20 protein-coding genes are annotated in these 24,951 nt (G+C 62.7%); 10 read left to right on the forward strand and 10 right to left on the reverse strand.

The features are described 5' to 3' along the window. Window positions 1–308 precede the first annotated feature (308 nt). The gene (locus FKB36_RS08270) at window positions 309–3,896 is read left to right on the forward strand and encodes an Ig-like domain-containing protein (RefSeq protein ID WP_261597586.1); all 3,588 of its coding nucleotides are present in this window, start codon (window positions 309–311) and stop codon (window positions 3,894–3,896) included. A gap of 634 nt (window positions 3,897–4,530) precedes the next feature. Here FKB36_RS08270 and FKB36_RS08275 read toward each other — a convergent pair. Both FKB36_RS08275 and FKB36_RS08280 read right to left on the reverse strand, forming a co-directional pair. Next, window positions 4,531–6,705, reverse strand: a complete 2,175-nt coding sequence (locus FKB36_RS08275; RefSeq protein ID WP_261597587.1) for a PQQ-dependent sugar dehydrogenase — start codon at window positions 6,703–6,705, stop codon at window positions 4,531–4,533. 155 nt (window positions 6,706–6,860) lie between these two features. Continuing rightward, a complete protein-coding gene (locus tag FKB36_RS08280; protein ID WP_261597588.1) occupies window positions 6,861–7,349 on the reverse strand; it encodes a cupredoxin domain-containing protein in 489 nt (162 codons plus the stop codon). Between the two features lie 382 nt (window positions 7,350–7,731). Between FKB36_RS08280 and FKB36_RS08285 the strand changes: the two genes are divergently transcribed. The 4 genes from FKB36_RS08285 to FKB36_RS08300 all read left to right on the forward strand — a co-directional run bounded on the left by FKB36_RS08285 (window position 7,732) and on the right by FKB36_RS08300 (window position 11,524). Continuing rightward, complete coding sequence (locus tag FKB36_RS08285; RefSeq protein ID WP_261597589.1) at window positions 7,732–8,076, forward strand: DUF488 domain-containing protein; 345 nt, start codon at window positions 7,732–7,734, stop codon at window positions 8,074–8,076. A 44-nt stretch (window positions 8,077–8,120) separates the two neighbouring features. Beyond that, window positions 8,121–10,031 (forward strand): anaerobic carbon-monoxide dehydrogenase catalytic subunit, encoded by a 1,911-nt coding sequence (cooS, locus tag FKB36_RS08290; RefSeq protein ID WP_261597590.1) that lies wholly within the window; start codon window positions 8,121–8,123, stop codon window positions 10,029–10,031. A gap of 195 nt (window positions 10,032–10,226) precedes the next feature. After that, window positions 10,227–10,733, forward strand: coding sequence for a hypothetical protein (locus tag FKB36_RS08295; protein ID WP_261597591.1), 507 nt, complete (start codon window positions 10,227–10,229; stop codon window positions 10,731–10,733). 101 nt (window positions 10,734–10,834) lie between these two features. Continuing rightward, window positions 10,835–11,524: an NAD(P)/FAD-dependent oxidoreductase gene (locus FKB36_RS08300; protein WP_261597592.1), complete on the forward strand. Its 690-nt coding sequence runs from the start codon at window positions 10,835–10,837 to the stop codon at window positions 11,522–11,524. Window positions 11,525–11,527: 3 nt separating this feature from the next. On the opposite strand, the gene FKB36_RS08305 is transcribed toward FKB36_RS08300, so the two are convergent. Next, window positions 11,528–12,358 (reverse strand): TrmB family transcriptional regulator, encoded by an 831-nt coding sequence (locus FKB36_RS08305; RefSeq protein ID WP_261597593.1) that lies wholly within the window; start codon window positions 12,356–12,358, stop codon window positions 11,528–11,530. A gap of 75 nt (window positions 12,359–12,433) precedes the next feature. On the opposite strand from FKB36_RS08305, the gene FKB36_RS08310 reads away from it, so the two are divergent. The 5 genes from FKB36_RS08310 to FKB36_RS08330 are packed head-to-tail and all read left to right on the forward strand — an operon-like array spanning window position 12,434 to window position 15,023. Beyond that, window positions 12,434–13,207 (forward strand): DUF2115 domain-containing protein, encoded by a 774-nt coding sequence (locus FKB36_RS08310; RefSeq protein WP_261597594.1) that lies wholly within the window; start codon window positions 12,434–12,436, stop codon window positions 13,205–13,207. 30 nt (window positions 13,208–13,237) lie between these two features. Then, entirely contained in the window at window positions 13,238–13,576 is a 339-nt protein-coding gene (locus FKB36_RS08315; RefSeq protein ID WP_261597595.1) for a cupin domain-containing protein, read from the forward strand. 6 nt (window positions 13,577–13,582) lie between these two features. After that, window positions 13,583–14,356, forward strand: a complete 774-nt coding sequence (locus FKB36_RS08320) for a 4Fe-4S binding protein (protein WP_261597596.1) — start codon at window positions 13,583–13,585, stop codon at window positions 14,354–14,356. A 50-nt stretch (window positions 14,357–14,406) separates the two neighbouring features. Further along, window positions 14,407–14,742, forward strand: coding sequence for a cupin domain-containing protein (locus tag FKB36_RS08325; protein WP_261597597.1), 336 nt, complete (start codon window positions 14,407–14,409; stop codon window positions 14,740–14,742). A gap of 5 nt (window positions 14,743–14,747) precedes the next feature. Next, complete coding sequence (locus FKB36_RS08330) at window positions 14,748–15,023, forward strand: NAC family transcription factor (RefSeq protein WP_261597598.1); 276 nt, start codon at window positions 14,748–14,750, stop codon at window positions 15,021–15,023. An 87-nt stretch (window positions 15,024–15,110) separates the two neighbouring features. Here the strand turns inward: FKB36_RS08330 and FKB36_RS08335 are convergent, their stop codons facing one another. From FKB36_RS08335 to FKB36_RS08365, 7 genes are all read right to left on the reverse strand, one after another. Further along, window positions 15,111–17,273 (reverse strand): fasciclin domain-containing protein, encoded by a 2,163-nt coding sequence (locus FKB36_RS08335; protein WP_261597599.1) that lies wholly within the window; start codon window positions 17,271–17,273, stop codon window positions 15,111–15,113. A 632-nt stretch (window positions 17,274–17,905) separates the two neighbouring features. After that, window positions 17,906–18,637 carry a fasciclin domain-containing protein gene (locus FKB36_RS08340; protein WP_261597600.1) on the reverse strand — a complete coding sequence of 244 codons (732 nt, stop codon included), beginning with the start codon at window positions 18,635–18,637 and terminating at the stop codon, window positions 17,906–17,908. A gap of 193 nt (window positions 18,638–18,830) precedes the next feature. Continuing rightward, window positions 18,831–20,261, reverse strand: a complete 1,431-nt coding sequence (locus tag FKB36_RS08345; protein ID WP_261597601.1) for an aldehyde dehydrogenase family protein — start codon at window positions 20,259–20,261, stop codon at window positions 18,831–18,833. 38 nt (window positions 20,262–20,299) lie between these two features. Further along, on the reverse strand, window positions 20,300–21,367 hold the full coding sequence (locus FKB36_RS08350; protein WP_261597602.1) for an MFS transporter: 1,068 nt from the start codon (window positions 21,365–21,367) through the stop codon (window positions 20,300–20,302). Between the two features lie 2 nt (window positions 21,368–21,369). Beyond that, a complete protein-coding gene (locus FKB36_RS08355) occupies window positions 21,370–23,262 on the reverse strand; it encodes a beta-CASP ribonuclease aCPSF1 (RefSeq protein WP_261597603.1) in 1,893 nt (630 codons plus the stop codon). 21 nt (window positions 23,263–23,283) lie between these two features. Then, on the reverse strand, window positions 23,284–23,928 hold the full coding sequence (gene psmB / locus FKB36_RS08360) for an archaeal proteasome endopeptidase complex subunit beta (RefSeq protein WP_261597604.1): 645 nt from the start codon (window positions 23,926–23,928) through the stop codon (window positions 23,284–23,286). Window positions 23,929–24,073: 145 nt separating this feature from the next. Beyond that, window positions 24,074–24,937 (reverse strand): CBS domain-containing protein, encoded by an 864-nt coding sequence (locus FKB36_RS08365; protein WP_261597605.1) that lies wholly within the window; start codon window positions 24,935–24,937, stop codon window positions 24,074–24,076. Window positions 24,938–24,951: the final 14 nt, after the last annotated feature.

Consider the following 24,951-nt stretch of genomic DNA (forward strand, 5'->3'; position numbering starts at 1 on the left):
TCTTCTATCCAAGGCACTCATCAGTGGTGGGAAAAAGGGGCCGTCCGGCTATCCCTGCACCGATGAGGGGTGAGGAGGTATTCCAAATTTTATTATAAAATTTTTAGAATAAAACACCGTAAAAGATATATATTTATACCGCGATCCCCCCTCACCGGCAACCCTATGACCGGATCTTGAATCGAGATTCGCAGTACTCCCGCCGGGAGCTCGCCGGAGCACCTGCTTTAGCCGGTCTGTTTGTGCCTACCGGCAGGTATGCACCACGGTCCCGCGAGCGGAGAGCAGAGTTAACAAGGGGGAAATGAATGACCAAAAAAATGCATATGGCACTGTTTTGTGCAGTCGCCATCATCGGACTGTTGATATCGCCGGTTACGGCGGTAGATCCTGCAGCGGGGGAGCCTCTCTATCACCCCTTCGACTACGCGCAGGATCACCCTGATATCGACGGCGACATGATCGTCTGGGAAGACGACCGGAACGGTCAGAAGGACATCTATTTCGGAACGATAGACGCCTTTCGGGCGAGTTCCGGTTACACCGGCGAGAGGATAACCACCGATCCGAACTCGCAGGAGAGACCGTCCATCTCGGGAGACTACATCGCCTGGCAGGACGACCGGAACGGGAACCCGGACATCTACCTCTACGAGCGCTCTACGGAGACGACGACGCAGCTCACCAACGACACGGGCAAGCAGTGGCTGCCGGCCGTCAGCGGGAACCACGTCGCCTGGTACGACGATAGCAGCGGCAGAACCAACATCGTCCTCTACGACATCGCCGCCGGAGAGGTGAAGGACGTCATCGACTCCGACGCAAAGACGACGATCCCCGGCGGAGCGACCGAGTTCAAGCCCGCACTCTCGGAGAACTACGTCGCCTGGGTGGAAGAAGCAGACCAGAATGTCTATTATTACGACATCGCAGCCGAAACAATCGCAGGCCCGGTGTCCACGAGCACGTCTATTCAGTCCTGGCCCTCGCTCTCCGGGAGCGCCATCGCCTGGGAGGATTATCGCCATGGAGACTTCGGCGGCGAGATCTACATGACCGATCTCGACAACCCGTCCGGCGGAGAGAAGAGGATAACCAACGCCCCCGGCGATCAGGTCTCGCCGGCACTCAGCGGGAGTATCATCGCCTGGGAGGATATGCGGGACGGAAACCGGAGCATCTACATGTACGACCTCGCCACCGACGAAGAGATGTCCGTGTATCTCTCCCCGGAGCCCAATGATGAACAACTCTACCCTGCCGTCAGCGGCAACTCGATCGTCTGGCAGAGACGCGCAACCCCCAACTCGAACCTCTACATCTTCGTCTATGAACCCGGGGCGCCGATCGAACCGGTCGTAACGACCATCGAGATCGACCCGGAAATAACCACCGTCACAGTCAACAGCACGGTGAAGTTCACGCCAACCGTCCGCGATCAATTCAACGCCACCATGACCGGCGTCGAGATCAACTGGACGAGCAGCAACAAAACCATCGGCACCATCGATAATTCCACCGGCCTCTTCACCGGGGTTGCCGTGGGTTTAACGACCGTCACCGCAACAGCAGGCAACGCATCTGCCTCGGCGCTCGTCACCGTCGAGGCGCCGGTAGAACCGCCGGTAGAACCGCCTGAAGTGGCGAGCATCACAGTCAAACCGCCCACGACCACCCTGCAGATCGGTGGCACACAACAGTTCGAGGCAACCGTCCGCGACCAGTTCGACCGTGCCATGACCGGCGTCAACGTCACCTGGGCGAGCAGCAACAAGACCATCGGCACCATCGATAATTCCACCGGCCTCTTTACCGCCCTTGCCGAAGGCACGACGACCGTCACCGCGACTGTCGGCGAGATCACCGGAGAAGCGACCGTCACCGTCAGCGCTGAAGCGCCGCCCGACCCGGTCGCAGCGCGTATCACGCTCACATCGGATAGAACCACCGCCGTGGTCAACGAGACAGTGACCTTCTCTGCAACGGTCTATGACCTGAATGACATCGAATTGCCGGATGTCACGGTCAACTGGACAAGTAGCGATCCGGCCGTCGGAACCATCAACGAGACCGGTCTCTTCACCGCGATTGGCGAAGGTACAGCGAACGTCACGGCAACGGCAGGCAACGCATCCGCCTCGGCGCTCGTCACCGTAGAAGCACTGCCCGAACCGATTCTGGACAATCTTTATATCACCCCGTCCGGGGCCACCCTCGCGATCGGCGATACCCAGCGATTCGTCGTGACCGCCAGCGACCAGGACGGCAACGCCATGACCAACGTCTCGGTCAACTGGACGAGCAGCGATGAGGACGTCGGAACCATCGACGAGGCCGGTCTCTTCGTCGCGCTTGCCGAAGGCACGGCGACCGTCGCCGCAACGGCAGAGAACGTAACCGCGACGGCGACCGTCACGGTCATCAACAACGAGCCCGCTCTTGCCAGCATCGCCGTCACACCGTCGGAGATCACTCTCGTTTCCAATGACACGGCAGCATTCACCGCGACCGCTCTCGACCAGTTCGGCAACGAGTTCTCCGGCATTGAGATCGCCTGGACGAGCAGTGATCCGGCCGTCGGAACCATCGATGCGGACGGGCTCTTCAACGCGGTTGCCGACGGCACGACGACCATCACCGCAACGGCAGAGAACATAACCGGAGAAGCGACCGTCACGGTCGCCACGGCGTCCTCAGGCGTCGTGGTCTCCCCGTCGACGATCACCCTGGGTGCCGGGGAGTCCCGGCAGTTCACCGTACACGGCCTGCAGGACAACGCAGGTTCTGCTGTGGACTGGTCGTGCGATGACGAAGCCGTCGGCACCATCGATACCAACGGGCTCTTCAACGCGGTTGCCGACGGTATAGCGACCATCACCGCAACGGCAGAGAACGAGACCGGAACCGCGACCGTGACCGTCGCATCGTCGCCGGTCGCAACCCGCATCGAGATCGAACCGGCCACGGCCACCATTCAGCCCGGAGAGACCCGGGCGTTCACCGCGACCGTCTTTGACCAGCGCGATAGCGAGATGGACTGGATCAGGGTCACCTGGTCGTCCTCCAACCCGGACGTCGGCACGATCGACCGCGCCGGCCTCTTTGGGGCCTTCGCCGAGGGATCGACGGAGATAACAGCATCGGCAGGCGAAGCGGCGGGAACAGCGGCCATCACCGTCTCGACGACCGTCGTGCCTGAGCCCACCCCGGTCAACCCCGGAGGCGGCGGCGGGTCGGTAGCCTACAGCGATGGCGGCGGCGGCAGCAGCGAACCCACGTTCTGCGCAAGGACGTGCGAGAATCTCGCGAGCGGCCAGACCTTCACGTTCTCGGATCTGACCACCTCATCGGTGAGCAGTGTCAACATCACCGCGGCGGGTAACATTCCGCAGATGATGCTGACCGTGAAGAAGACGAACGCGCCATCTGCGGCAGAATCTCCTGCCGACGACGTCTACGAGTACGTCGCTATCACCTCCTCATGGGTGAACCCGAGCCTGATCGGCAACGCAACAGTATTCTTCAGCGTTCCGACCGACTGGCTCGGAGCCCGCAACATGACCCCGGAGGACGTCAGGCTGATGCGCTACGCCAACGGCGCCTGGGAATCCCTGGAGACCGAGGTCGTCGGTGAAGAGAGTGGTTTGTACCGCTTCCGGGCGATCACCCCCGGGTTCTCCACCTTCGCCATCGCCGCGTCGCCGTCGAGCCTGGCGGCATCGGCCGAGGAGATAGATGTCACGCCGGAGGTCACTGAGACGCCTGAAGAAACCGGAGAGGTGACGACGGAGCCGACCGAGGCCGTCCCGGCGACGACGACGCCTGCGGCACCGCTCGTCTACGCGCCCTTCCTCGCACCGCTGGCCTTCCTCCTCTGGGGAAGAAGGAAGAACTAACCCTCTTTTTTTTTGGTAATGCCCCGGTGTATACCCGATAGATTTCTCGTATCGGGCTCTGGTAACGCCCTATTCCAGCTGCCTGTGGGCCGTGGGGGATCACAATGGGGCTGGATCAGGATCTGCCCCGGGTATCTCCCCGGACACTGGACCGTGATGGATATCGCCGTTGGGGGTGGGGACCGGGGAGGGGGTCTCCCCCTCCCCACCCAGGGCATAGCGCTCCGCACGATCCCCACCCCACCCGGCCTCCGGCCTCCTCCCCCCAAGGAGCGGGGGCAGTCATGGCGATACCCCATGGGAATCCGTGCCCGGGCATTGGTCCTAACACCCGGCGAAACTCCCCCACGTTATGAGGTTGGTCACTCCGAATCGGATCAGCATGAAACACCGAGGTCATCCCAAAAAGATCTCCGAACCTTCGGTATACCCTAACCGGAGCCCTTAATTCCCAGGTATCCACCATCTGAGCCACATCCTGAGCCAGGGGGATGAAACGACTTCCCATTGGGTATCGCCACGCGGGGGAGGGTCCGGCAGGGGGTGTCCCCCTCCCGGTAACGGTGTTTTGGGACAACTTCACCGAGAGGGGATCTCAGGAGAAGAAGAGGAGGGGAAGAGTCCCGTCCTCGTATCACTCCACGACGAAGTCGCCGTTCATGTCGGGGTGGACGTCGCACTGGAAGTAATAAGTCCCCGGCTCGGAGGGAGCCGTGAAGGTGTAGGTGATCTCGGCCGGCCCGGTGATGACATCGCCCACGAAGATCTGCTCCGACCGGAGGGGACTGTCGTAGACCGCGACGTTGTGGGGGATACCCTGGTCCTGGTTGTCAAAGACCATCGTCACCTCCGCCCCCGCCGGCACCGTGATGGTGTTCGTGTCGAACGCGAGATTGTCGGCGGCGATGTTCACCGTCACGGCACCCCCGGCCGCCGGGGTCTCGTTCCCGGTCTGACCCCCGACCGGGGGCATGGTGGTCGGCGTGACGTTCATCGTTGCTGGCGGCGTGACATTCTCCGTTGGTGTCGGCGTGACATTCTCCGTTGGTGTCGGCGTGACATTCTCCGTTGGTGTCGGCGTGACATTCTCCGTTACCATCGGGGTCACGTTCTCCGTCGGAGCGGGGCCGTTGCCGGTGGGCGCCACGACCCGCCAGACCCGGCCGGTGCTGGTAGAGTTGTCCGGACCGCCCACATCGTTCGTCAGCACGTAGAGGTCCTGGTTGGCGTCCTCGCCGAACCCGCGCAGGAACATCCCCAGGGTCTCGTTCTCCTGGCCGGTGATGTTCACCGACTGGGCCTCCCACATAGAGTTTGCCTCAGCGGTCAGGTTTGCAGCGGACTCCGGTGCGGTCCACCCTTCCGGCGGCGTCGCGGCGAGGAGGGTGCCGTTCCCCACCGTCCGGCTGTCGCTCCAGTAGCCGAAGACGTACTTCCCTTCGAGATTCGGAGCGGCAGTGCCGCGGTAGACGTTGCCGCCGACGACGACGATGCCGAGATCACGGCCGCCCTCGAAGATGGGGCCGATCAGCGGCTCGCCCAGGTAGCCGGTGGTGTTGCAAGACTCCGGCGGGGCCGTGGTGTTGTTCGGGTCGAAACAGTGCGTGCCCTCGCGGATGTTCCAGCCGTAGTTTCCGCCGCGGTAGACGACGTCCACCTCCTCGAAGAGATTCTGGCCCGCATCGGCGACGAAGAGCGAGTTGTTGCCGCCGGAGTCAAAGGACATGTAGGCCGGGTTCCGGAATCCGTAAGCGTAGATCTCGGGCGGGATGGAGTCGTAAGCGTAGGCATCGAGGATCTCGGTCTGGTTTTCCGCAAACGGGTTGCTGGCGGGTATGCCGTAGAGGCTGCCGGCAAACGTCGTCCACGTCGGCTCGGGCGGGTTCGCGGTCCGGTTGACGGTCATGTTATCGGTCTGGTTCACCATCCCGGTCATGTTATCGGTCTGGTTCACCATCCCGGTCATGTTGTCGGTCTGATTCCCGTCGGTAACGTTGTCCACATCGATCCTGAGCACCTTGCCGTAGATCTTCGTCAGGTCTTGGGCGTTCCCGATGCCCGGGGTGTGACCGTTCCCGACGTCGTTCGCCCTCCCGGCATCGCCGAGCGATACATACAGGTAGCCGTCGGCCGGGCTGAAGGCGAGCTGGCCGCCGTTGTGGTTATGGTAGGGCTTGTCGATGTACATCAGCACCTTCTCAGAGGTCAGGTTCACCCGGTTCGGGTCATCGGGGTCGACCTGGAACTCGGAGATGTGGTTCGTGCAGTTCCACTCCTCGGGAGCCCCCTGGCGCAGGGGTGCGCTGTAAAAGGCGTAGACTTTGCCGTTCTCCGAGAAGTTCGGGTGGAACGCGACCGAGAGCAGGCCGCGCTCGTCGTAGGTCGGGTTGAGGTCGACCAGGTTCTCCCGGAGGTCCAGGAACGGCTCGGAGAGCGTGGTCCCGTTCGCGTCGACGGCCCAGACCACGCCGATCTGGTCGACGACGAAGAGTCGCCCGGTCCCGTCGTCGGGCGCCGTGAGCGCGAGGGGCGAAGTGAAGTTCTCCGCGACGAGTTCAAGACCGATCTCGGCCGTAACGTTCGAGACCGTCGTCCGGGTCGCGTTGTCCTGGAGTTCCGCAGCAAGCGGGGAACCCGTGTTCGTCAGGTCCGTCGCGTTGCCGCTCATGTTCTGCATGCTTTCCATCGTCTGGTTTGAACTCTCGTTGCCATCACTGGTGTTGCTCGATCCCACCACCTGTGCACCCGCACCCGCGATGAGCGCGAGAACCAGGAGGAAGGATGCTATGACAAGGGTAACTTTTGTCATGCGACCCGGAGCATGACACCGGAACAGATAAGGGTTGTGGCGGATCTTCCGGCCGGGTTTTAGCTGTTTACAGCCAGAGATTCAAGAAACTTATCCATCCCGGTAGAGATCTCCGCATCAGCCGTATGCGGAAAGGGTTGAAGATGGAGGCCGGGTTACTCCACGACGAAGTCACCGTTCATCTCGGGGTGGACGTCGCACCGGAAGTAGTAAGTCCCCGGCTCGGAGGGAGCCGTGAAGGTGTAGGTGGTCTCGACCGGCCCGGTGACGGTGTCGCCCACGAAGATGGCCGTGGCCGCCGAGGAGTCGGTGTAGACCGCGAGGTTGTGCGGGATGCCGTCGTCCTGGTTGTCGAAGTTCACCGTCACCTCCGCCCCTGCCGGGACCGTGATCGTCTCCGTATCGAACGCCATGATGTCGGCGGTGAGATCGATGGTCACGGCCTCGCCGCCGGTCGCGGTGGTCGCTGCCGTTGTAACGCTCATTGTCGCTGTATCGGTTTCAATCGGTGTCGTTGCCACGGGGGTCCCGGTTTCGGTCGGTATCGTCGTCGGCTGGGTGGCGTTGTCACCCGGCGAGACACACCCTGCGGCCAGGATGCTGGCAGCGGCGACGACGAGTGCAAGGAGGAGAACAGGTTTCATGCGGGAGACCACCCCTGACCATCTATTTATACGTTGTCCTCCCGGGCCGGATGAAGGGAGATAAGAGGTGAGGAGTGCGGGGCAGCCCCGTTCTCTTCACGCTGGTTTGCTCCTGCATCACTCCGCGATGAGATTCCTGGGGGTGGGCGTCGCACTAGAAGTATGTCCCGGATTCGGACGCAGCCGTGAAGGTAGGTGACCCGGCATGCGGAGCCAGTACTTCACTAAAACGGTGAGGTAATCTTCAAGAGGTCAACTCATCGACCCCTACTGGGAGCGGGGGAGGGAGCACGGGGGGGTGTTCCTCATCGGGCACAATCCTCCGTCGAGTGGGGCCGGTTTCCTCGACAGGGTTAAGTGAGGAGGCGCCGTATCCCGTCGTATGATACGCACGAAACGGGTCTACGAAGAACCCTCGGAGACCGACGGGCTCCGGGTCCTCGTCGACCGGCTCTGGCCCCGGGGCGTCTCGAAGGAGAGGGCGAACCTCGACCGGTGGGAGAAGGACCTTGCACCGACGAATGAACTGCGGAAGTGGTTCGGGCACGACCCGGCGAAGTGGGAGGAGTTTCTCCGGCGTTACCGGGTCGAGGTCGAGGGGAAGGAAGAACTCCTCGCCGAACTCCAGAAGGAGGCGACCGCGGGGACGGTCACGCTCCTCTACGCCGCAAAGGACGAGGAGCACAACAACGCCGTGGCGCTGAAGCGGTATATCGAAGAGAAATAGGCGGCACCGATACTTTTTTACAACTCAGATGCGGTCACTCCCCCATGACCATGGAGAGCGACAGGATATCCTACCACGACTCAGTCCGGACCGTCTACGAACGGCTCAAGAAGGACGGCATGTCCAACGTCTGGGACCGCTACGAGGCCCAGGGCTTCGGGAACGACCCCGACAAGCGGTGCGGCTTCTGCCAGGCGGGCGCCCGGTGCGACTTCTGTTCGAACGGCCCCTGCCGGGCCGACGCAAGCCGGAACCACCGGGGGGTCTGCGGGATCAACGCCGACGGCATGGCGATGCGGATGATGCTCCTCCGGAACGTCATGGGCGCGTCGAACTACCACTTCCACGCCCAGCAGGCGGTCCGGACCCTCCGGGCGACCGCGGAGGGAAAGACCCCGTTCTCGATCGCCGAGCCGGAGAAACTCCGGACGTTTGCCGGGCGGCTCGGTATCGATGCGACCGGAAGCGACGCCGATGTCGCACTCCGGCTCTGCGACTTCGTCGAGGAGGACTTTCACCGGTTCACCTACGAACCGAGCCGGATCGTCGAGCAACTCGCACCGCCGGAGCGAAAAGAGGTCTGGAAACGCCTGGGGCTCTTCCCGGGCGGGATCTACGGGGAGACGATCGTCGTTACCGCGGCCAGCCTGACCAACGTGGATGGGTGGTACGCGAGCCACGCCATGCGGGCGATGCGCCTCGGGGTCGCGATGGCCTACCAGAGCCAGATCGTCCTCGAGTACATCCAGGACATCCTCTACGGTATCCCGCAACCGCACCCCATGCGGGTCGACCTCGGGGTGCTCGACCCCGACTACGTCAACATCCTCCCGAACGGCCACGAACCCTTCCTCGGGTTCGCCCTCATCGACCTCGCCCACGCCGACGAGTGGCAGCAAAAGGCAAAGGCAGCGGGGGCGAAGGGGCTCCGGGTCATCGCGAACATCGAGACCGGGCAGGAACTGATCCAGCGCCGGAAGATGGACAACGTCTTCTACGGCTACACGGGAAACTGGATCATGCAGGAGGCGGTCCTCGCCACCGGGGCAGTGGACGTCTTTGCCGCCGATATGAACTGCTCCCTCCCGCTCGACCCCCTCTACGCCGAGAAGTACCACTTCAAACTGATCCCGGTCAGCGAAGTCGTGGTCTTCGAGGGCGGGACGGACCGGCTCGAGTACGCCCCCGAGGAGGCAAAGGAGCAGGCGGCGGCCCTCCTCCAGATGGGGATCGAGAACTTCAAGGAGCGGCATGCGAAGATCGAACCGATCCGCGGCCTTCCCGTGCGGGAGGCGGTGGTCGGGTTCGCCCCCGAGAGCATCGTCGCGGCGCTCGGCGGGAGCCTTGATGCGCTGCTCGGGGCGATCAAGGACGGCACCATCCGGGGCATCGTCGGGCTCGTCTCCTGCACCACGCTGCGCGACTCCGGGCAGGACATCCACACCGTCGCGGTCGCACAGAACCTGATCGCCCGCGACATCCTGGTCCTCGGGATGGGCTGCGGCGTCGCCGCGCTCCAGGTCGCCGGGCTCTGCTCACCGGAGGCGAAGGAGAAAGCCGGGCCGGGGCTCAAAGGGCTCTGCACGGCGCTCGGGGTGCCGCCGGTGCTCGGGTTCGGGACCTGCACCGACACCGGCAGGTGCGCCGACCTCCTCTTCTCGGTCTCCGACGCCCTCGGCGGGGTGCCGATCCCGGACCTCCCGGTCGCCGTCGCGGCTCCCGAGTACATGGAGCAGAAAGCGACGATCGACGCCCTCTTCGCGCTAGCGCTCGGCGCCTACACCTACGTCAACCCGGTCCCGACCGTGACCGGCGGGCCGGATCTGGTGAAACTCCTCACCGAGGACCTCCCCGGCGTCACGGGCGGGGTGCTCCACGTCGAGACGGACGCAAGAGAGGCGGCGGAGGGGATGCTCGGGCACATCGAGGCGAAGCGGAAGAAACTGGGGCTATAGGGCTCCACATCCTATTTTTGCCGGAGGGGGCGGGGGCAGTCATGGCGATACCGGGGGAAAACCGTACTCCAGACCGGCATGCAAGCGGGAACACCCGGGGCGAGGTCCCGGATTACCCATTATTGCGGAGGGCGCTACCGATACACCCGGGCGGAACAGAAAGCGTTTAAGGTGTGGTGGCAAAGAGAGATTTGAATGAGCTCCGCACAGCGCACAGGAGCAGACTTTCTCCTGATCAACCTCCTCCTTCTCGTTCTCACCCAGCCCGGCGCACTCGTCCTGGCCGGATTCGACCCGCCGTTCGGTCTCGCGGTGAACGCCACCACCTGGATGGCCGCGTTCGTCGGCGTCTCTCCCCTCGCCGTCCTCTACCTCCTCATCAGGAGCGAATCGCTCGGCAGGCGGTTCCTCCCGATAACGGCGGCCTACATCGCCCTGGTTCTCGCCGTCGCCTATGCATCCTACCTCCTGCAGCAGCCCCTCTTTGAAGGCTTCAGAGCGCCGGGCTACGAACAGACCTTCCTGGTCTTCCTTGCCGCCTCCGTGCTGACCGCCGTCATCTCGCTGACACTCCTGCCGGCCGGCCTCCTCGCCTACGCCTGGAATCTCGAAAATCTTCCCTTTCTCGCGGTGAATGTCGTGCTCCTGGCGGCAGTCGTGCTGCTCTGGCGCCTGCGCTCGCGGGGCTACGAGAGTGGCTGAGGGAGTGTATCTCCCGGGGTGACGGCATCCTTTTCCCTCAGAAGAACGACGACTGAATCGTATCCGGCAGAATCGATCCTGCCGGGAGGTGAGGGGGTAGTATGGTAAACGGACCCAGAGGAGCAATCCTCCAGAGAGACAGAACGTCCTATGCGATCGTGCCGAGAACACCCGCGGGAATCGTCAGCCCGGAGCACCTGGAGAGCATCGTCAAGGTCGTCAGGCGCTACGAGATCCCCATCATCAAGATGACATCGGGGCAGCGGATGGTGCTCGTCGGGATCAAAGAAGAGGATATCGAGAACATCTGGAACGAACTCGGGATGACCGTCGGGCAGGCGACCGCGCCCTGCGTCCACTACGTCCAGGCATGTGCGGGGACGGCGACGTGCAGATACGGCATGCAGGACTCCCTGGGCCTCGGGATCGAGGTCGAGGAGATCTACCAGGAGATGAACCTGCCGGCAAAACTCAAGATGGGAGTCTCCGGGTGTTTCCGGTGCTGCGGCGAGAGTTACCTCCGCGACATCGGGTTGTTTGGGAGCGCAAAAGGATGGACGGTCATCTTCGGGGGCAACTCCGCCGGCCGTCCCCGGATCGGCGATGTCGTCGCAAAAGACCTCCAAAAAGATCAGGCACTCGACCTGGTCCGCCGGCTGCTCGAATACTATCGGAAGAACGCAAAACCGGGAGAGCGGACCGCACGGTTCGTCGAACGGGTCGGCTTTGACGCCATCAAAAAGGACGTCCTGACCTTCGCCCCCTACATACCGCTCGACTCCGTCCGGTAGGGGTTACGCGGAAGGGGGCCGCACCCCTGCCTCTCCCCGCGCCGGCCCCTCGATCCGCTCCGCGGTTGCGATCATCCGGTTAACGAACTGCCGCTGGACGCAGGTGATGAACGGCAGGGTGATCACCACGGCGTTCCTGACCCCGTCCTCGCGGTAGACGATCATGCAGACCCGGTCGTCGGCGATGAAGATGTAATCGAGCAGGAACGCCGCCCCGTCCACCGAGAGCGGGGCACGGTAGACCTTCTCAAAGACGTTCTCCTGGAAGAAGGAGCAGAACGGTTTCGGGGCGTAGAGCGACGCACCCCCGAGCGGTTTTGTGATCCCGTGTTTCCCGTTCGGGAGAAGGATGTTCACCGGGTGGTCTCTCGATGCATCGGCGATCACCCGGGCGAACTCGCCGATCTCGCCGTAGTCCAGGCAGACGACCGCGAGGTCGCGGGTGACGCCCGCGGCAAGCGACTCCGCGTGGCTCCGGATGCTCCACTCCCCCTGCACGTACCAGATCGGCGAGTTCTTCGATCGGGCGTCGAGCGAGAGGGCTTTCAGTTCCTGCACCGCCGCCGTCGCTGCGGCATCGGCCGCGCTCTTCAGGTGGCGGATGACGACGGCGGGTTCGGCCGGGATGTAGAGATAGGGATTCCCCCGCCGGACGGTGATGAAACCCCGTGCGGCAAGACCTTCGGCGATGTCGTAGACCCTCGGCCGGGGGACGCCGCTCGCCTCGTGGATCTGGCGGGCGCTCCCCTCGCCGATCCCGACGAGAGCCGCATAGACCCGCGCTTCGTACTCTGTCAATCCGAGGGTCGTCAGGTTCCGGACAAGGCCGTCCATTGTTGTTACTATGAAAGTTACACCATAATTAAACCTCTCCGCGTCTCATGATCGTAGGTAAACCCTGGTGATACCATGCGGCTGGAGACGATCCTGAACGGTATCCTGCGGCTCATCGGCCGGGAAGGCCGCGAGACGCCCGGGGCCGGTCCCGGCGAGGCCTGCTCCTTCATCATCGACCCCTTCGCCGACGACGAGGGGGATGCGGGGGACGGGCAGACGGTATCGGTCGCGGCGATCAGGAGAGCGTGCCGGCGGATGCACGAGGCAGCGACAAAGAAGGACCTCCTCCGCGTGATCGCCGACGAGATGAAGGCGTTTGACCTCCACGACCTGGAGATGATGCACGCCCGGTTCGAGCGGAAGGTCGCCAACCTCCCGGAGGACTACCGCGACCGGCTCCTTGAAAGCGTCCGGGAGGAGATCTTCGGAGCACACCACCGCCTGGTCCTCCTCTCCCGGAACGGCGGCGGATCCGACGACCCCCCGGACCCGGCGCTTTCCGCCTACGCCGCCATGGTGGCGGAGGCCTGCACCGAGAAGGCTCGGGAGAAGGACCCGAAGTACCTCTACCTGAAGTATCTCCTCTCCGGGTTCACGATGTTTGTCCTCGCCGAGCCCGCTCACCCCGTCGGCACACCGTTTCCCGGCGGGCAGATCGTCGACGAGTGGGAGGGGGCCTACCTCTGCCCGGTCAGGGACAAGGCCGACGACGTGGCGTTCGCCCTCTGCCCCTTCTGCCCGGCGGTCCAGAGCACGGAGCCGACCTTCCCGGAGATGCGGGCCCGTCGATATGAACGGCGGCGGCGGGAGAGCCTTGAGAACTACTGGACGAATTATAAGGGATGAATGCGATAAGAGTGACTGGAGATGAACGATATGAAGATTGTTGATGTAGCAGAGGTACCGATCAGCGAAACCCCGCACCATGTCGACGCCCGGAAGATCTACGACACCGAGCACGCGAACGCGGTTGTGATCACCCTTGCGCCGGGAGAGTCGCTCAAGAAGCACATCACCCCGGTGGACGTCTTCTTCTACGTCCTCGAGGGGACGGGGATCGTCGAGATCGGCGACGAGCGCGCGGAGGTCGGCAAGGACCACCTGGTCGACAGCCCGGCAAAAATACCGCACCGCTGGATGAACGAGAGCGACGGCACCTTCCGGGTGCTCGTGGTAAAGGTCCCGCGGCCGACGACCGGGACGAGACTGCTGTGAGCTACGATGGTCGTTGAGTCAATCCCGCCTGCCGTGGGCTCCATCTATGCCCTCCTCGCTTTTGCCGCCCTTGTCTGGCTCTGGCACTCGGGCCGGTTCACCCGGCGGCGAGCAGTGCCGTTCCTCATAATCTCGGTGCTCCTCGGGTTCCTGGTCTTTGCACCGGTCTTCCCCTACCAGCTGCAGGGTCTCGTCCTCCGGGACGCGGCGTTGCTCGGGGCGCCGCTCCCCATGGCGCTCATCGGGACGCTTGCCTTCATCGTCCTCGCCTTCGTCTTCGGCCGGATCATCTGCGGGCAGATCTGCCCGGCGGGCGCCGTCCAGGAGGTCATGCACCTCGTGCCGGTGAAGAAATACAGCAGCGCCGAGAGCCGGGTCCCGGTGGCGGTCAGGGCAGGCATCTTCGTCGTCTTCCTCGCCGCCGGCCTCGGGCTCGGGATAAGCGTCCTCGGGCTCCTGGGCCTCGCGGACTTCTTCAACCTCACGGTCGCAAGCGTGTCGTTCTTCGTCTTCCTCGGGATCGTCCTCCTCTCCGCCGTCGTCTACCGGCCATTCTGCCGCTACATCTGCCCCTACGGCACCCTCCTCGCCCCCGCGGCGTCGAGGGGCGTCTACCGGCTCCGGCGGACGGACGCCTGCATCAACTGCCGGAAGTGCGAGCGGGCGTGCCCGACCGGAGCGGCGAGCCCCGATCACCGGCTCGGGGAGTGCTACCTCTGCGGCCGGTGCACGGACGCCTGCCCGGTGGAAGGGGCGCTCGTGTATGGACGGGGAAGATGAGAAGATTACATATGCGAAGGATATCAGAGTAAAGAAGAGGTTGGTATACCATGGCTAAAGAGAGTCGTGCAGAGTTGCAGGGGAAGGTCCTCCAGTTAGAGGAACTCGTCGCCTACCAGGACGGAACCGTAGCGAGCAGGATGATCATCAACAACCGGGCGGGGAGCATAACCCTCTTCTCGTTCGACGAGGACGAGGGGCTCTCGGAACACACCGCGCCCTACGACGCGGTGGTGACGATCCTCGACGGGGAGTGCGAGGTCTGGATCGCGGGAGCGACGCACCAGATGAAGACGGGGGAGACGATCATCTTCCCGGCAAATGTCCCCCACGCCCTCTCGGGCATAACCCGGTTCAAGATGTCGCTGACGATGATCCGGGAGTGAAGGGTATGACGAACAGTAAAGACGGTGACTACTGCAACGTCTGCGGCGGGGTCCCGCCGGACAAGATCAAGATCAAGACCGTCCTCGTGGATGGGAAAGCGACCGGCATCAACCAGCTCGAGTTTATCGTCGCCGGTGTGCGGGACCTGAACCTCCCAAACGACGCCGCCATCCGCGAAGAACTCCTCAAGTGGGCGTGCGAGTTCAACTACATCCCGACGAAGAAGAAACCGGCGTATGGCGACGCCCTGATGAAGGAGTACAAGGAAACGCAGGAGTGAGCGGTCGGCGCCGGAACGGTCTCCGGCGCCGCACCCCTGAGAGTTGCTTTTTTTCAAGGTCTCGTCACGCGAGGTGCTAGAAAATGTTCAGGCGCTGATGGCAGCCAGCCTGCCGTCTTCGCGCACGAACAGCCAGTAGCCCTCGGTCGGGGAGAGTCCTTGATCGTCGGTCTGGTTGTTGACGATCGCCGGCCGGTAAGTCTGGTCACCCGCATCGTAGCCGACGACGTAGACCCAGATATCTTCCACCGACCTGAGCGTCTCATCCGCGCTGCGCTCCACCAGGTCGGAGTGGCCGATGGCGTTCCAGCCCGGGCTGAGCGTCTTCAGTGCGGGTGCCCGCACCGGATTGGTGCTGAGGTTCAACTGCACGGTGGTCTCCTCGGTCGAGTAGACCCAGTATCCTTCAAGGACACTCAGGGTCTCATTCTCTCCCAGGGGCTCGAAGCCGCCGGCCGGGGTGTAGGTGTAGATTGGCCGCCCGTCGGTCTCGACATCCGCAAAGACCGACGCTGCCGTGTCGTTGCCCGGAGAGAGAGGTCTCGGGATAGAGACGAAGTTCCAGCCTTCATAGAGTTGGAGATCCATAGTCTCCTCCTGCACCGGCGGGGTCGTCGGGGTCGGAGTAACGTTCATCGTCGGGGTCGGAGTAACGTTCATCGTCGGGGTCGGAGTAACGTTCATCGTCGGGGTCGGAGTAACGTTCATCGTCGGGGTCGGAGTAACGTTCATCGTCGGGGTCGGAGTGACGTTCACCGTCGGCGTTGGAGTGACGTTCATCGTCGGCGTCGGGGTGACGTTCGTCGTCGGAGTTGGAGAAGGTGTTGGGATCGGGGAGTCCGGTGGGATCAGGACACCGTCGATCACGTAGACGATGATGTTGTTCGTGATCTGGATCTGGGTTATGACGATGATGTTGTTGATGGTCAACTGGCCGTTGTTAAACGATGCGTTGACAGTCGATCCACCCACGGTCGGCAGGGAGATCTGGCCGTCGGTCGAGTTCTCGCAGAGCATCACAAGTTCTTCGATCGTGTAGTCTCCCTGGATGACATGATACTCAAGGATGCTGTTGAGGAGCGTCGTGTCGCCCAGGATAACCGAGAGCGTCTCGTTACCGAGTCCGTCAAACGCGTCATCGGTCGGAGCACATATGACGTAACTCGCGTTCTCTTCAAGACGCTCGCCGATAGTCGAGTTGTTCAGAGCCTCAACGAACGTTGTCAGGTTCTCCTCTTCCGAGAGCCCTTCAACGATCTCACGGGTGATCTCATCTCCAGGCGGTGTCACCGTCGGCGTCGGGGTGACGTTCACTGTCGGAGTCGGGGTGACGTTCACTGTCGGAGTCGGGGTGACGTTCACTGTCGGAGTCGGGGTGACGTTCACTGTCGGAGTCGGGGTGACGTTCACTGTCGGAGTCGGGGTGACGTTCACTGTCGGAGTCGGCGTGACGTTCACCGTCGGAGTCGGCGTGACATTCACCGTTGGCGTCGGGGTGACGTTCACCGTTGGCGTCGGGGTGACGTTCACCGTCGGAGTCGGCGTGACGTTCACCGTCGGCGTCGGCGTCACATTTTCGCCGCCGACGGTGACGTTCACCGTCTCGAAGACGAGCGGGATGAGCGGCGTGTGGTCGTTGTTGACCACCTGGACCGAGAGGTTGTGCTCACCCTCCGTCACGTTCTCCCATGTGTGGGAGAGGTTCGTGGAGATGACATAACCACCGAACTCCGGAACCGCGGGTTCGCTCTCATTCGTCGGCACCACGGCGTCAAGGTAGTAGTGCAGGTGCCCCTCGCCCGGCGCGTTCTCCTGCCCGGTCGGCTCCACCAGCGTAAAGTTCGTCAGGTTCACTTCAACCGTCACGTTCCCGGCCGGGAGGGTCGCGCCATCCATGGGCTCGACAATGGTGACGTTCGCTTCGGCAGTCGGTGTCGGGGTGACGTTCACCGTCGGAGTCGGAGTAACGTTCACCGTCGGTGTCGGGGTGACGTTCACCGTCGGTGTCGGGGTGACGTTCACCGTCGGCGTTGGAGTCACGTTCACCGTCGGGGTCGGCTCGGGTGTTACAACCGCCTCAAGAACGGTCACGTTGAGTATCACCGTGTACGCAGCATCCTCAATGGTGTGTTCCGGTGGCCCGTAGGAGAAGGTCAGGTTGTCCCCGTCGGTCACGTTCGTCACCGCAGGTCCGGTCGTGCCCTGCTCGCCGTTCACCCAGTAGGTCCAGTTGTTCGGCGTTTCATTCAAAATCTCGTTTTCGATACCCGCAATCGATAAAATACTGAGATTTCCCTCTTCCAGAGGCAGGTCTTCAGCAACCTGATACTCAAAGGCTCCGCGGTTCGAGGCGTCATCGAGTGCTCCAAGCACTGTCGCCTGCGGCACCTCGTACGTTTCGGTGCTGTTTAGCGGTGTAATGTTCACAGTCACATCAGGATCCAGTTCGACAGGGCCTATTCCAATCGTGACCGCTACACTTGCAGCGGAGAGCGACAGGATAAGGACGATGCACAAACTGAACAATACAGGTCGTCTCATACATATCCCCCCTTACGAGCAAGGGGAATGAACAGGGTAATATAAAAATATTGCTATAATAGCGCTCGGCCGCCATTCTGAGAAAATAACGTCCTGCATCGGGGCGAATGCTCTTACCACCCCGTCATATGGCGGCGTCATCCCGTCGCCGAACGGAGACGGAAACGATTCACGCTGAGGGCTTCGATTCGTGCTCGGAGCGCTCCAGCGCCCGGCATATCGGCCGGTCAGGAAAAACAATCCGGCAGTCTTTGCCGGTAAAAATGAAGAGGTGTTGCAGCCCGGACGAAGCCCGACGGCCGGTCCGGAGGGGGCAGGCCGGCGGCGCCTGCCGCCCTGCATCACTGCACGACGCCAACCATGCCGGTCTCGTTCTCGGCCGTTTCCGGAGTCACGGTCTCGTTTTCAGTCACCGTCAAGTTCACGCCCGGAGGTATCAGAACCTGGTCGATGATGTGGATCACGCCGTTCGTCGCATTGATATCCGCCACGGTGACGGCGGCCTCCTCGACCATGACCTCGCCGTTGGTGGCGGAGACGTTCAGGTCCTCACCGGCGAGCGTCGTGAGGGTGCTCATGTTCTCGCTCTCATTATCCATGCCGAGGAGCCCGCTGAAGATATCGAGCACCCCGCCTTCTGACTCGTTTCCGGCAGTCTGGTTCTGATCTCCGGTCTGGTTCCCGGCCATCTCGGTGATGCTCGCCGCGGTGTACTCACCGTCGACAACGTGATATTGGAGAACCATCGTCAGGTTATCGGGCTCGGCCATGAGCTGGGTCACGGTCTCGTTCCCGAGGGCGTCGAACGCCTCGTTGCTCGGGGCAAAGACCGTGTACGGCCCCTCGCCGTTCAGGGTATCATAGAGCCCCGACACGGCAATCGCTTCCGCCAGCCTCGTCAGGTTCTCGTCCTCACCGATGTAGGCGGCGATCGTCATGTTCGCGGTCTGATTTTCGATCTCGCCCATGGGCGTCTCCGTTGCATTCTCGTCCCCGATCACCGCCGCCGTTACGGCAAACGGCATCGCAAGAAGAGCAAGAATGCATGCGCATAGCATTATCCATCGTCTCATTACCATCCCCCCTTGGGAGAGGACGAGGATGCGTTTGGAATTATATAAATATTACGATACATCGGATGAAAACTCGGATTGCTAAACAGGCACCCCGAGTCACTTCCCGATACACGGGGTATCCCGAACTCGACCGCCCGGCGGGGTGCGGGCCGGAAAGCACCGCCACCCCCGATCCCGGCTATTTCGAGTACTACAACCGCACCAGGACGGCCTTCTCCTCCGAATACTCATCGAGCGCTCTGCTGCCGTTTTCCCTGCCGATGCCGCTCCCCTTCGTCCCCCCGAACGGCACCTCCGGGGGGATCTTCAGGTGCTGGTTGACCCAGACGATCCCCGCATCGAGTTCCTCCGTCGCCCGGGCTATCACGTTCGCATCGTGGGTCCAGACCGAGGCCCCGAGCCCGTAACGGGAGTTGTTCGCAAGAGTAAGCGCTTCGTCGAGGCCAGAGACGGCGGCGACCGGCAGCACCGGGCCGAAGACCTCCTCGGAGAAGAGGACGGAGTCATGCGGAACACCGGCAACGAGCGTCGGCAGGAAGAAAAGGCCGCGTTTGTACTCTTCCCCCTCCGGCGCCCGTCCCCCGGCGACGATCTCCCCCTCGTCCCGTTCCCGGGCGGCATCGACGACACTGGCGACCCGCTCAAGGCCCGCACGGTTGTTCAGCGGGCCCATCCCGACACCGCGATCCATGCCGTTCCCGACCACGATCCCCTCGACCCTCGCCGTCAGCCGCCGGACGAACTCGTCTGCGATCGACTCGTCAACGTAGAGCCTCTTCACCGCCGTGCAGACCTGGCCGCAGTTGTAGAACCGTCCCCTGACGACCCCCTCGATGGCCGCTCCGATATCGGCGTCGGCACAGACGATCATCGGGTCGCTCCCCCCGAGTTCCAGCGTCAGCCGTTTCATCGCCGGGGCGGCGTCGAGAGCGACCTGCCTCCCGGTCTCGACCTCGCCGGTGAATGAGACCTTCCGGATGGACGGGTTCCTCGCGATCTCCCGGCCGACCGTCTCCCCCGGCCCGGTGACGACGTTCAAGACGCCCGGCGGGAGGCCCGCCTCTCCGAGGATCTCCGCGAGCCTCAGGCAGGTCAGCGGCGCGGTCCGGGCGGGTTTTAAGACCATCGTGTTCCCCGCCGCGAGAGCCGCTCCTATCTTCCAGCCCATGATGATCGCCGGCATGTTCCACGGGATGATCGCGCCGCAGATGCCGAGCGGCCGTCTCTCTACAGTGGCGCGGCCGTAGCCCTTGAGGTTCGCGAACTCGCCTTGCGGCACCGCCGAGAGACCGTGGTAGTACTCGAGGATGTTTGCGAACCCGTTGATCTCATCGACCGCCTCGCGGATGGGTTTCCCCTGTTCCGCGGTCAGGAGCGCCGCAAGATCGGTGTTCCTGCGCCGGACCTCCGCGGCGGCGAAGAAGAGGATCTTTGAGCGATCCCTCGGGCTCTTTGCGGCCCAGTCGGAGAACGCTTCCCCGGCGGCCTCAATGGCGGATACGACATCATCCTCGCCGCCGAGCGGCGCTTCACCGACCAGATCGCCCGTTGCAGGGTTATGCACCGGAAAGATCCTGCCGGAGATCGAATCGCGCCACTCGCCGTTGATCAGCATCTTCATAGGTGATCCTATAACCGGGGGCGGTAATATGCGCTCCGTCACCCGCGGTGCTCGCACCGGCACCTGCCGATGGGGACGGCCACCGCCGCCGCCATCCCGGCCAGCAGGAGGAACGCAGCCAGGAACCCGGCTCCCCCTGCGGCCAGCCCGGCAAGGGCGGAGAGGAACGTGAACCCGGCATAGGTTGCGGTGTTGAAGAGCCCGGTCATCGCGCCCTGTTCGATCCCCGTCTCCGCGAGGAACGCGAGAGCCGCGACGATGATCACGCCTGAAAGCGCCCCGATGACGGGAAAAGCGTACGGCGTAACGTAACTCGCCAGAACCGCCGCTGCCATCAGGAGCGAGGTAACCCGGATGGTCGGGGCGGGACGGAAGGTGAACCGGGGGGCGACGAGAACGGCAACGACGGTTGCGATGTTGATCGTCGCCAGTTGCAGGGCGAGCACCGACGGATCGCTCCCGGTGTATCCGGGGTAGATGGCCGCCACCGCCCCGGTCATCCCCACCAGAACGACCGCCGCGACGAAGAACCAGAAGTAGTTACGCACGATCTCCGCGAAATTCGCCTTCGCGAAACCCGTGCGCTCGCTCTCCCGGACGACGAACCCCATCACGGCCGCGGGAACGGCAAGCACCGTAAAGAGGGCGATCCCCGCAAGATGGGTATCGAGGGCGGCATCGAGCCAGCCCGTCGCGAGCAGCCCCACGACCAGGCCGAGGTTCTGGGCCGCGATGACGTAGCCGCTGATCCGCCCGGGGGACGGGTGCGAGTTCGCCCACGCAAGCGCCGCCGAGAGAAAGAGCCCGGCCCCGATCCCCTCGACCACCCGGAAGACGAGGAGGGGCAGGCCTGACGGGAAGAGCAGGATGAGAATGCCGCTTGCAAGGGTCAGGAGAAGCCCGGCGCGGATGAGGGGCGCGCTCCCTATCCGGTCGCTTGCAACCCCTGCAGGGAGTACCGTAAGAAACGCGCCCAAAAAGTATGCAGAGTAGACCACGCCCTGCAGCGCCGCCCCCTCGGCGAAATCGGGAAGCACCGGGACGACGGCGTTCGAGAGCGCCATCACCACGAATATCCCAAAAAGAATGGGGAATTTTCGCGGCATCCCTAGATCATGCGGTAAGTCTCGAGGTTCATGGGGGAGTGCGTCTCGATGCGATGCCGCTTGTAGATAGAACTTGCAAGGTCGATCGTCTTGTTCTCGTCGCCGTGGATGGTGAAGATCTTCTCCGGGCGCGGCTGGAGGTGGGCGACGTAGTTCATCAACTGTTTGCGGTCAGAGTGACCGGAGAACCCGTCGCTCGTCGCGATCTCGAGGTTGATCACGATCGTCTCGCGCCAGCCGAGCGGGATCTCGCGCCATCCCTTCTGGATGCGCCGCCCGAGCGTCCCGTCCGCCTGGTAGCCGACGAAGACGAGCGTGTTGCGCTCGTCCGGGCCGAGGGCCTTGAGGTACTCCATCACCGGTCCGCCGTTCAGCATACCGCTCGTCGTGATGATGACGCAGGGATCGCCCGTTATCACCTTCTCCCGGATGGCCGGCGAGTCCACCTGGACGAAGGCCTCGGAGAGGAAGGGGTTCAGCCCTTCGCGGAAGATCTGGTTCCGGAGATCGCTGTTGAGGTACTCCGGGTAGGTCGTGTGGATCGCCGTTGCCTCTTTGATCATACCGTCGAGGTAGATCTTCACCGGCGGGATCTTCTGTCTCCGGATCCCCTCCTCGAGGGCGAGCATGACCTCCTGCGACCGGCCAACGGCGAACGCGGGGATGATCACCTTGCCGCCGCGCTGGATCGTCGCCGAGACCGTCTCGTAGAGTTTATCCTCGGCGTCTTTCCTCTGGGGCTGGTTGTCGTTCGCCCCGCCGTAGGTGCTCTCCATGAAGAGTGCCTCGAGCCGGGGGAAGGAGGATACCGCGGGGGAGAAGAGCCGCGTCTTCTGGTAGTTGAAATCCCCGGTGAACGCGATGTTGTAGAGCCCTTCGCCGATGTGGAAGTGCGCGATCGCCGAGCCGAGGATGTGCCCCGCGTTATGGAAGGTAAGTTTAACGTCGGGGGCGATATCGGTCACGCTCCCGTAGTTGAGCGTGATCGAGTGCTTCATGTAGGTCCGCACCTCGTTCGAGGTGTAGGGGATCTTGTCCGTCTCCTTCCGAACAACGTCCAGGTAGTCGAGCTGGAGCATCGTCGAGAGGTCCCGCGTCGGCGCGGTCGAGTAGACCGGACCCTCGTAGCCGTATTTGTAGAGGAGGGGGACGAGAGCGCAGTGGTCGAGGTGAGCATGGGTGAGCACCACCGCATCGAGCGAGTCGAGGGGGTAGATCTCGGGGACGTAGAGGTAGGGCGTCCCGTTCGCGATGTTGCCCGGCTTCTCGCCGCAGTCGACCAGGATCTTGCTCTCCGGCGTCGATATCAGGAACGCGGCGCGACCGACCTCGCGGCAGCATCCGAGCGTCGTGACCCGCAGCCACTGGTCCTTGCTCGTGACTTCGCGGTGGATACGGCGGCCGATCGTGCGTAGAAACGCCTTGCGCTCATCCTTCACCGATCGAAGGTAGGTGCGGATCTGCTTCACCGTCGAGCTCTCGATGGGCGGCGTCCGGACAACCTTCGGCGTCCAGCCGATCTGCTTCGTGATCTCGCGGAGGGTCACCCCGTTCTTGCCGATGACGACGCCGGGCTTCTCCGCCTCGATCAGGACTTCGCCGGTCTCCGGGTCGAAGAAGAGGTCGGTGATCCCTGCGTTCTCCGGCACGACCGCCCGGATCTCCTGGGCAGCCCGCTCAGGGTCTTCAAGGATATTCGGGCGCACGACGATCCGCTTTCGGAGGTCGCGTGCCAGTATCTTTATCAGGTCTGCCTGGTCGGCAAACTGTTTCGGATCGTCAGTGTAGATGACGAGCTCGGGGCCTTCGAACTCGACGTTCGAGATTGTTATTCCAGCGGGAACGATCTTCTCGATCTGCTCCTTCAACTCCTGGAGTTTGTCTTCGATAACCATTAAAATCGTCCTAAAAAAATTTCAAGGGGTTGAGCGGGCTGCAGATGGTCTTTGCAGACCGCTCTCGATCTGTTCTTCGTATTTGTCCTTCGTGATCACGACCACCATGATCTCCTCGCCGGACGCGGAGTCGCGGCGCATCGCCGATCGTACGGCACGGACAGCGAGGTCCTTCGCCTCGTCCTCCTTCATATCGGGGCGGTACTGGTCTTCGAGCACGCCGTAGGCGAACGGTGATCCCGAACCGGTTGCGACGATATCCTCTTCCCGGGTCGCCCCGCCCATGGCATCGACGGAGTAGACGCTCGGCCCCTCGTCGTCGAACCCGCCCATCAGGAGCTGGACGTAGTAGGGATAGTAGCGGTTCTGGTTCAGGTAGTTCGAGAGCAGGGTCGATGCAGCACCGACAGACATGGTCTTGCCGCGCCGCATCTCGAAGAGGTTGCACTCGACCTGCAGGATCCGCACGAGCTGCTGTGCGTCGCCGACGCCGCCGGCGGTCGTGAGGCCGATCCTCGGCGTGATCTGGTAGATCTTCTTCGCACGCTTGCTCGCGATCATGTTCCCCATCGTCGCTCGCATCTCGGTTGCAAGAACCACGCCGCCGTTAAAGATCAGCCCGACCGTGGTTGTACCTTTCATAATCTCTTGGGAAGTATCAAGCATTGAAGCACCCCTAAAACCATTAAAACGCTTTATCTCGCACAAAAGCGGTTAAGCGTATAGCGATATCATAAAACATAAATTTATCGCCGTACCGGGTCACGGCACGACATGGATAGACATCTCTATATTATATGAACATTGCCCCTTAATTCTTTCGCAGGGCCTGCTGCTGGTCAGGCAGCAGCACCTTGATCAACTCACGGTCGAAGAGCATGGCGACAAGCCGCTTGTTCCCGTTGACCACCGGGAGCTGGTCGACCCGGGCCCGCCGCATCTTCAGTGCGCATTCGCCGACCTCCGCATTCAAGGGGACAGCGAGGACATTCTTCACCATCGCGTTCTTCACGGGGATCGGAAGGAGTTGGATCCGGGAGATACCATAACTGATGGTATGCATGTCCCGGATGCTCTCCCACGTCCACTCGTCGTCGTCCGTGCCGTTCGAGAAGTCGCTGACCTCGACGCCGTCCTCGATGCGGGAATGCCTGATGAGGTCCCGCTCCGATATGATGCCGATGAGCGTGCCGTCCTCCATCAGGATGGGGATGGCGTCGTAGCCCGAGATCTCGAGGATCCTTCCCACAAGCGAGAGGGGCGTCTCCTCCCAGAGGGCGTAGGTCTTGCTGGTGTAGTTATCCCTGATAGGGAGGGTGACACGCAGCTGGGCGATGGCGCCGATGAGGTCGGCCACGCTGATGAGCCCGATCATCTTCCCGTCCTCCATGACGGGAAGCCTCCGGATGTTGTGGTGCACCATCAACTGAGCCGCCTCCGAGATGGGGGCGTCCGGCCGGATGACGACCGGGTCAGGCGTCATCAGGAGCCCGAGCTGGGTCTCTTCCGCTTTTCGGAGGAGATCTTTTCGGGTGATGATGCCGACAAGCTCGCCGTCTTTGAGGACGGGGACGCCGCTGATGCCGGTCCGTTTCAGGATACGCAGGACATCGTCCCGGTTACCGGGGATCTCGACGCAGACGACGTCGGTTATCATGAAGTCCCGGACGAACATCTGCTCCGGAGAGG

Source organism: Methanoculleus formosensis, assembly GCF_025384765.1.
In the GTDB taxonomy this organism is placed as follows: Archaea; Halobacteriota; Methanomicrobia; order Methanomicrobiales; family Methanoculleaceae; genus Methanoculleus; species Methanoculleus formosensis.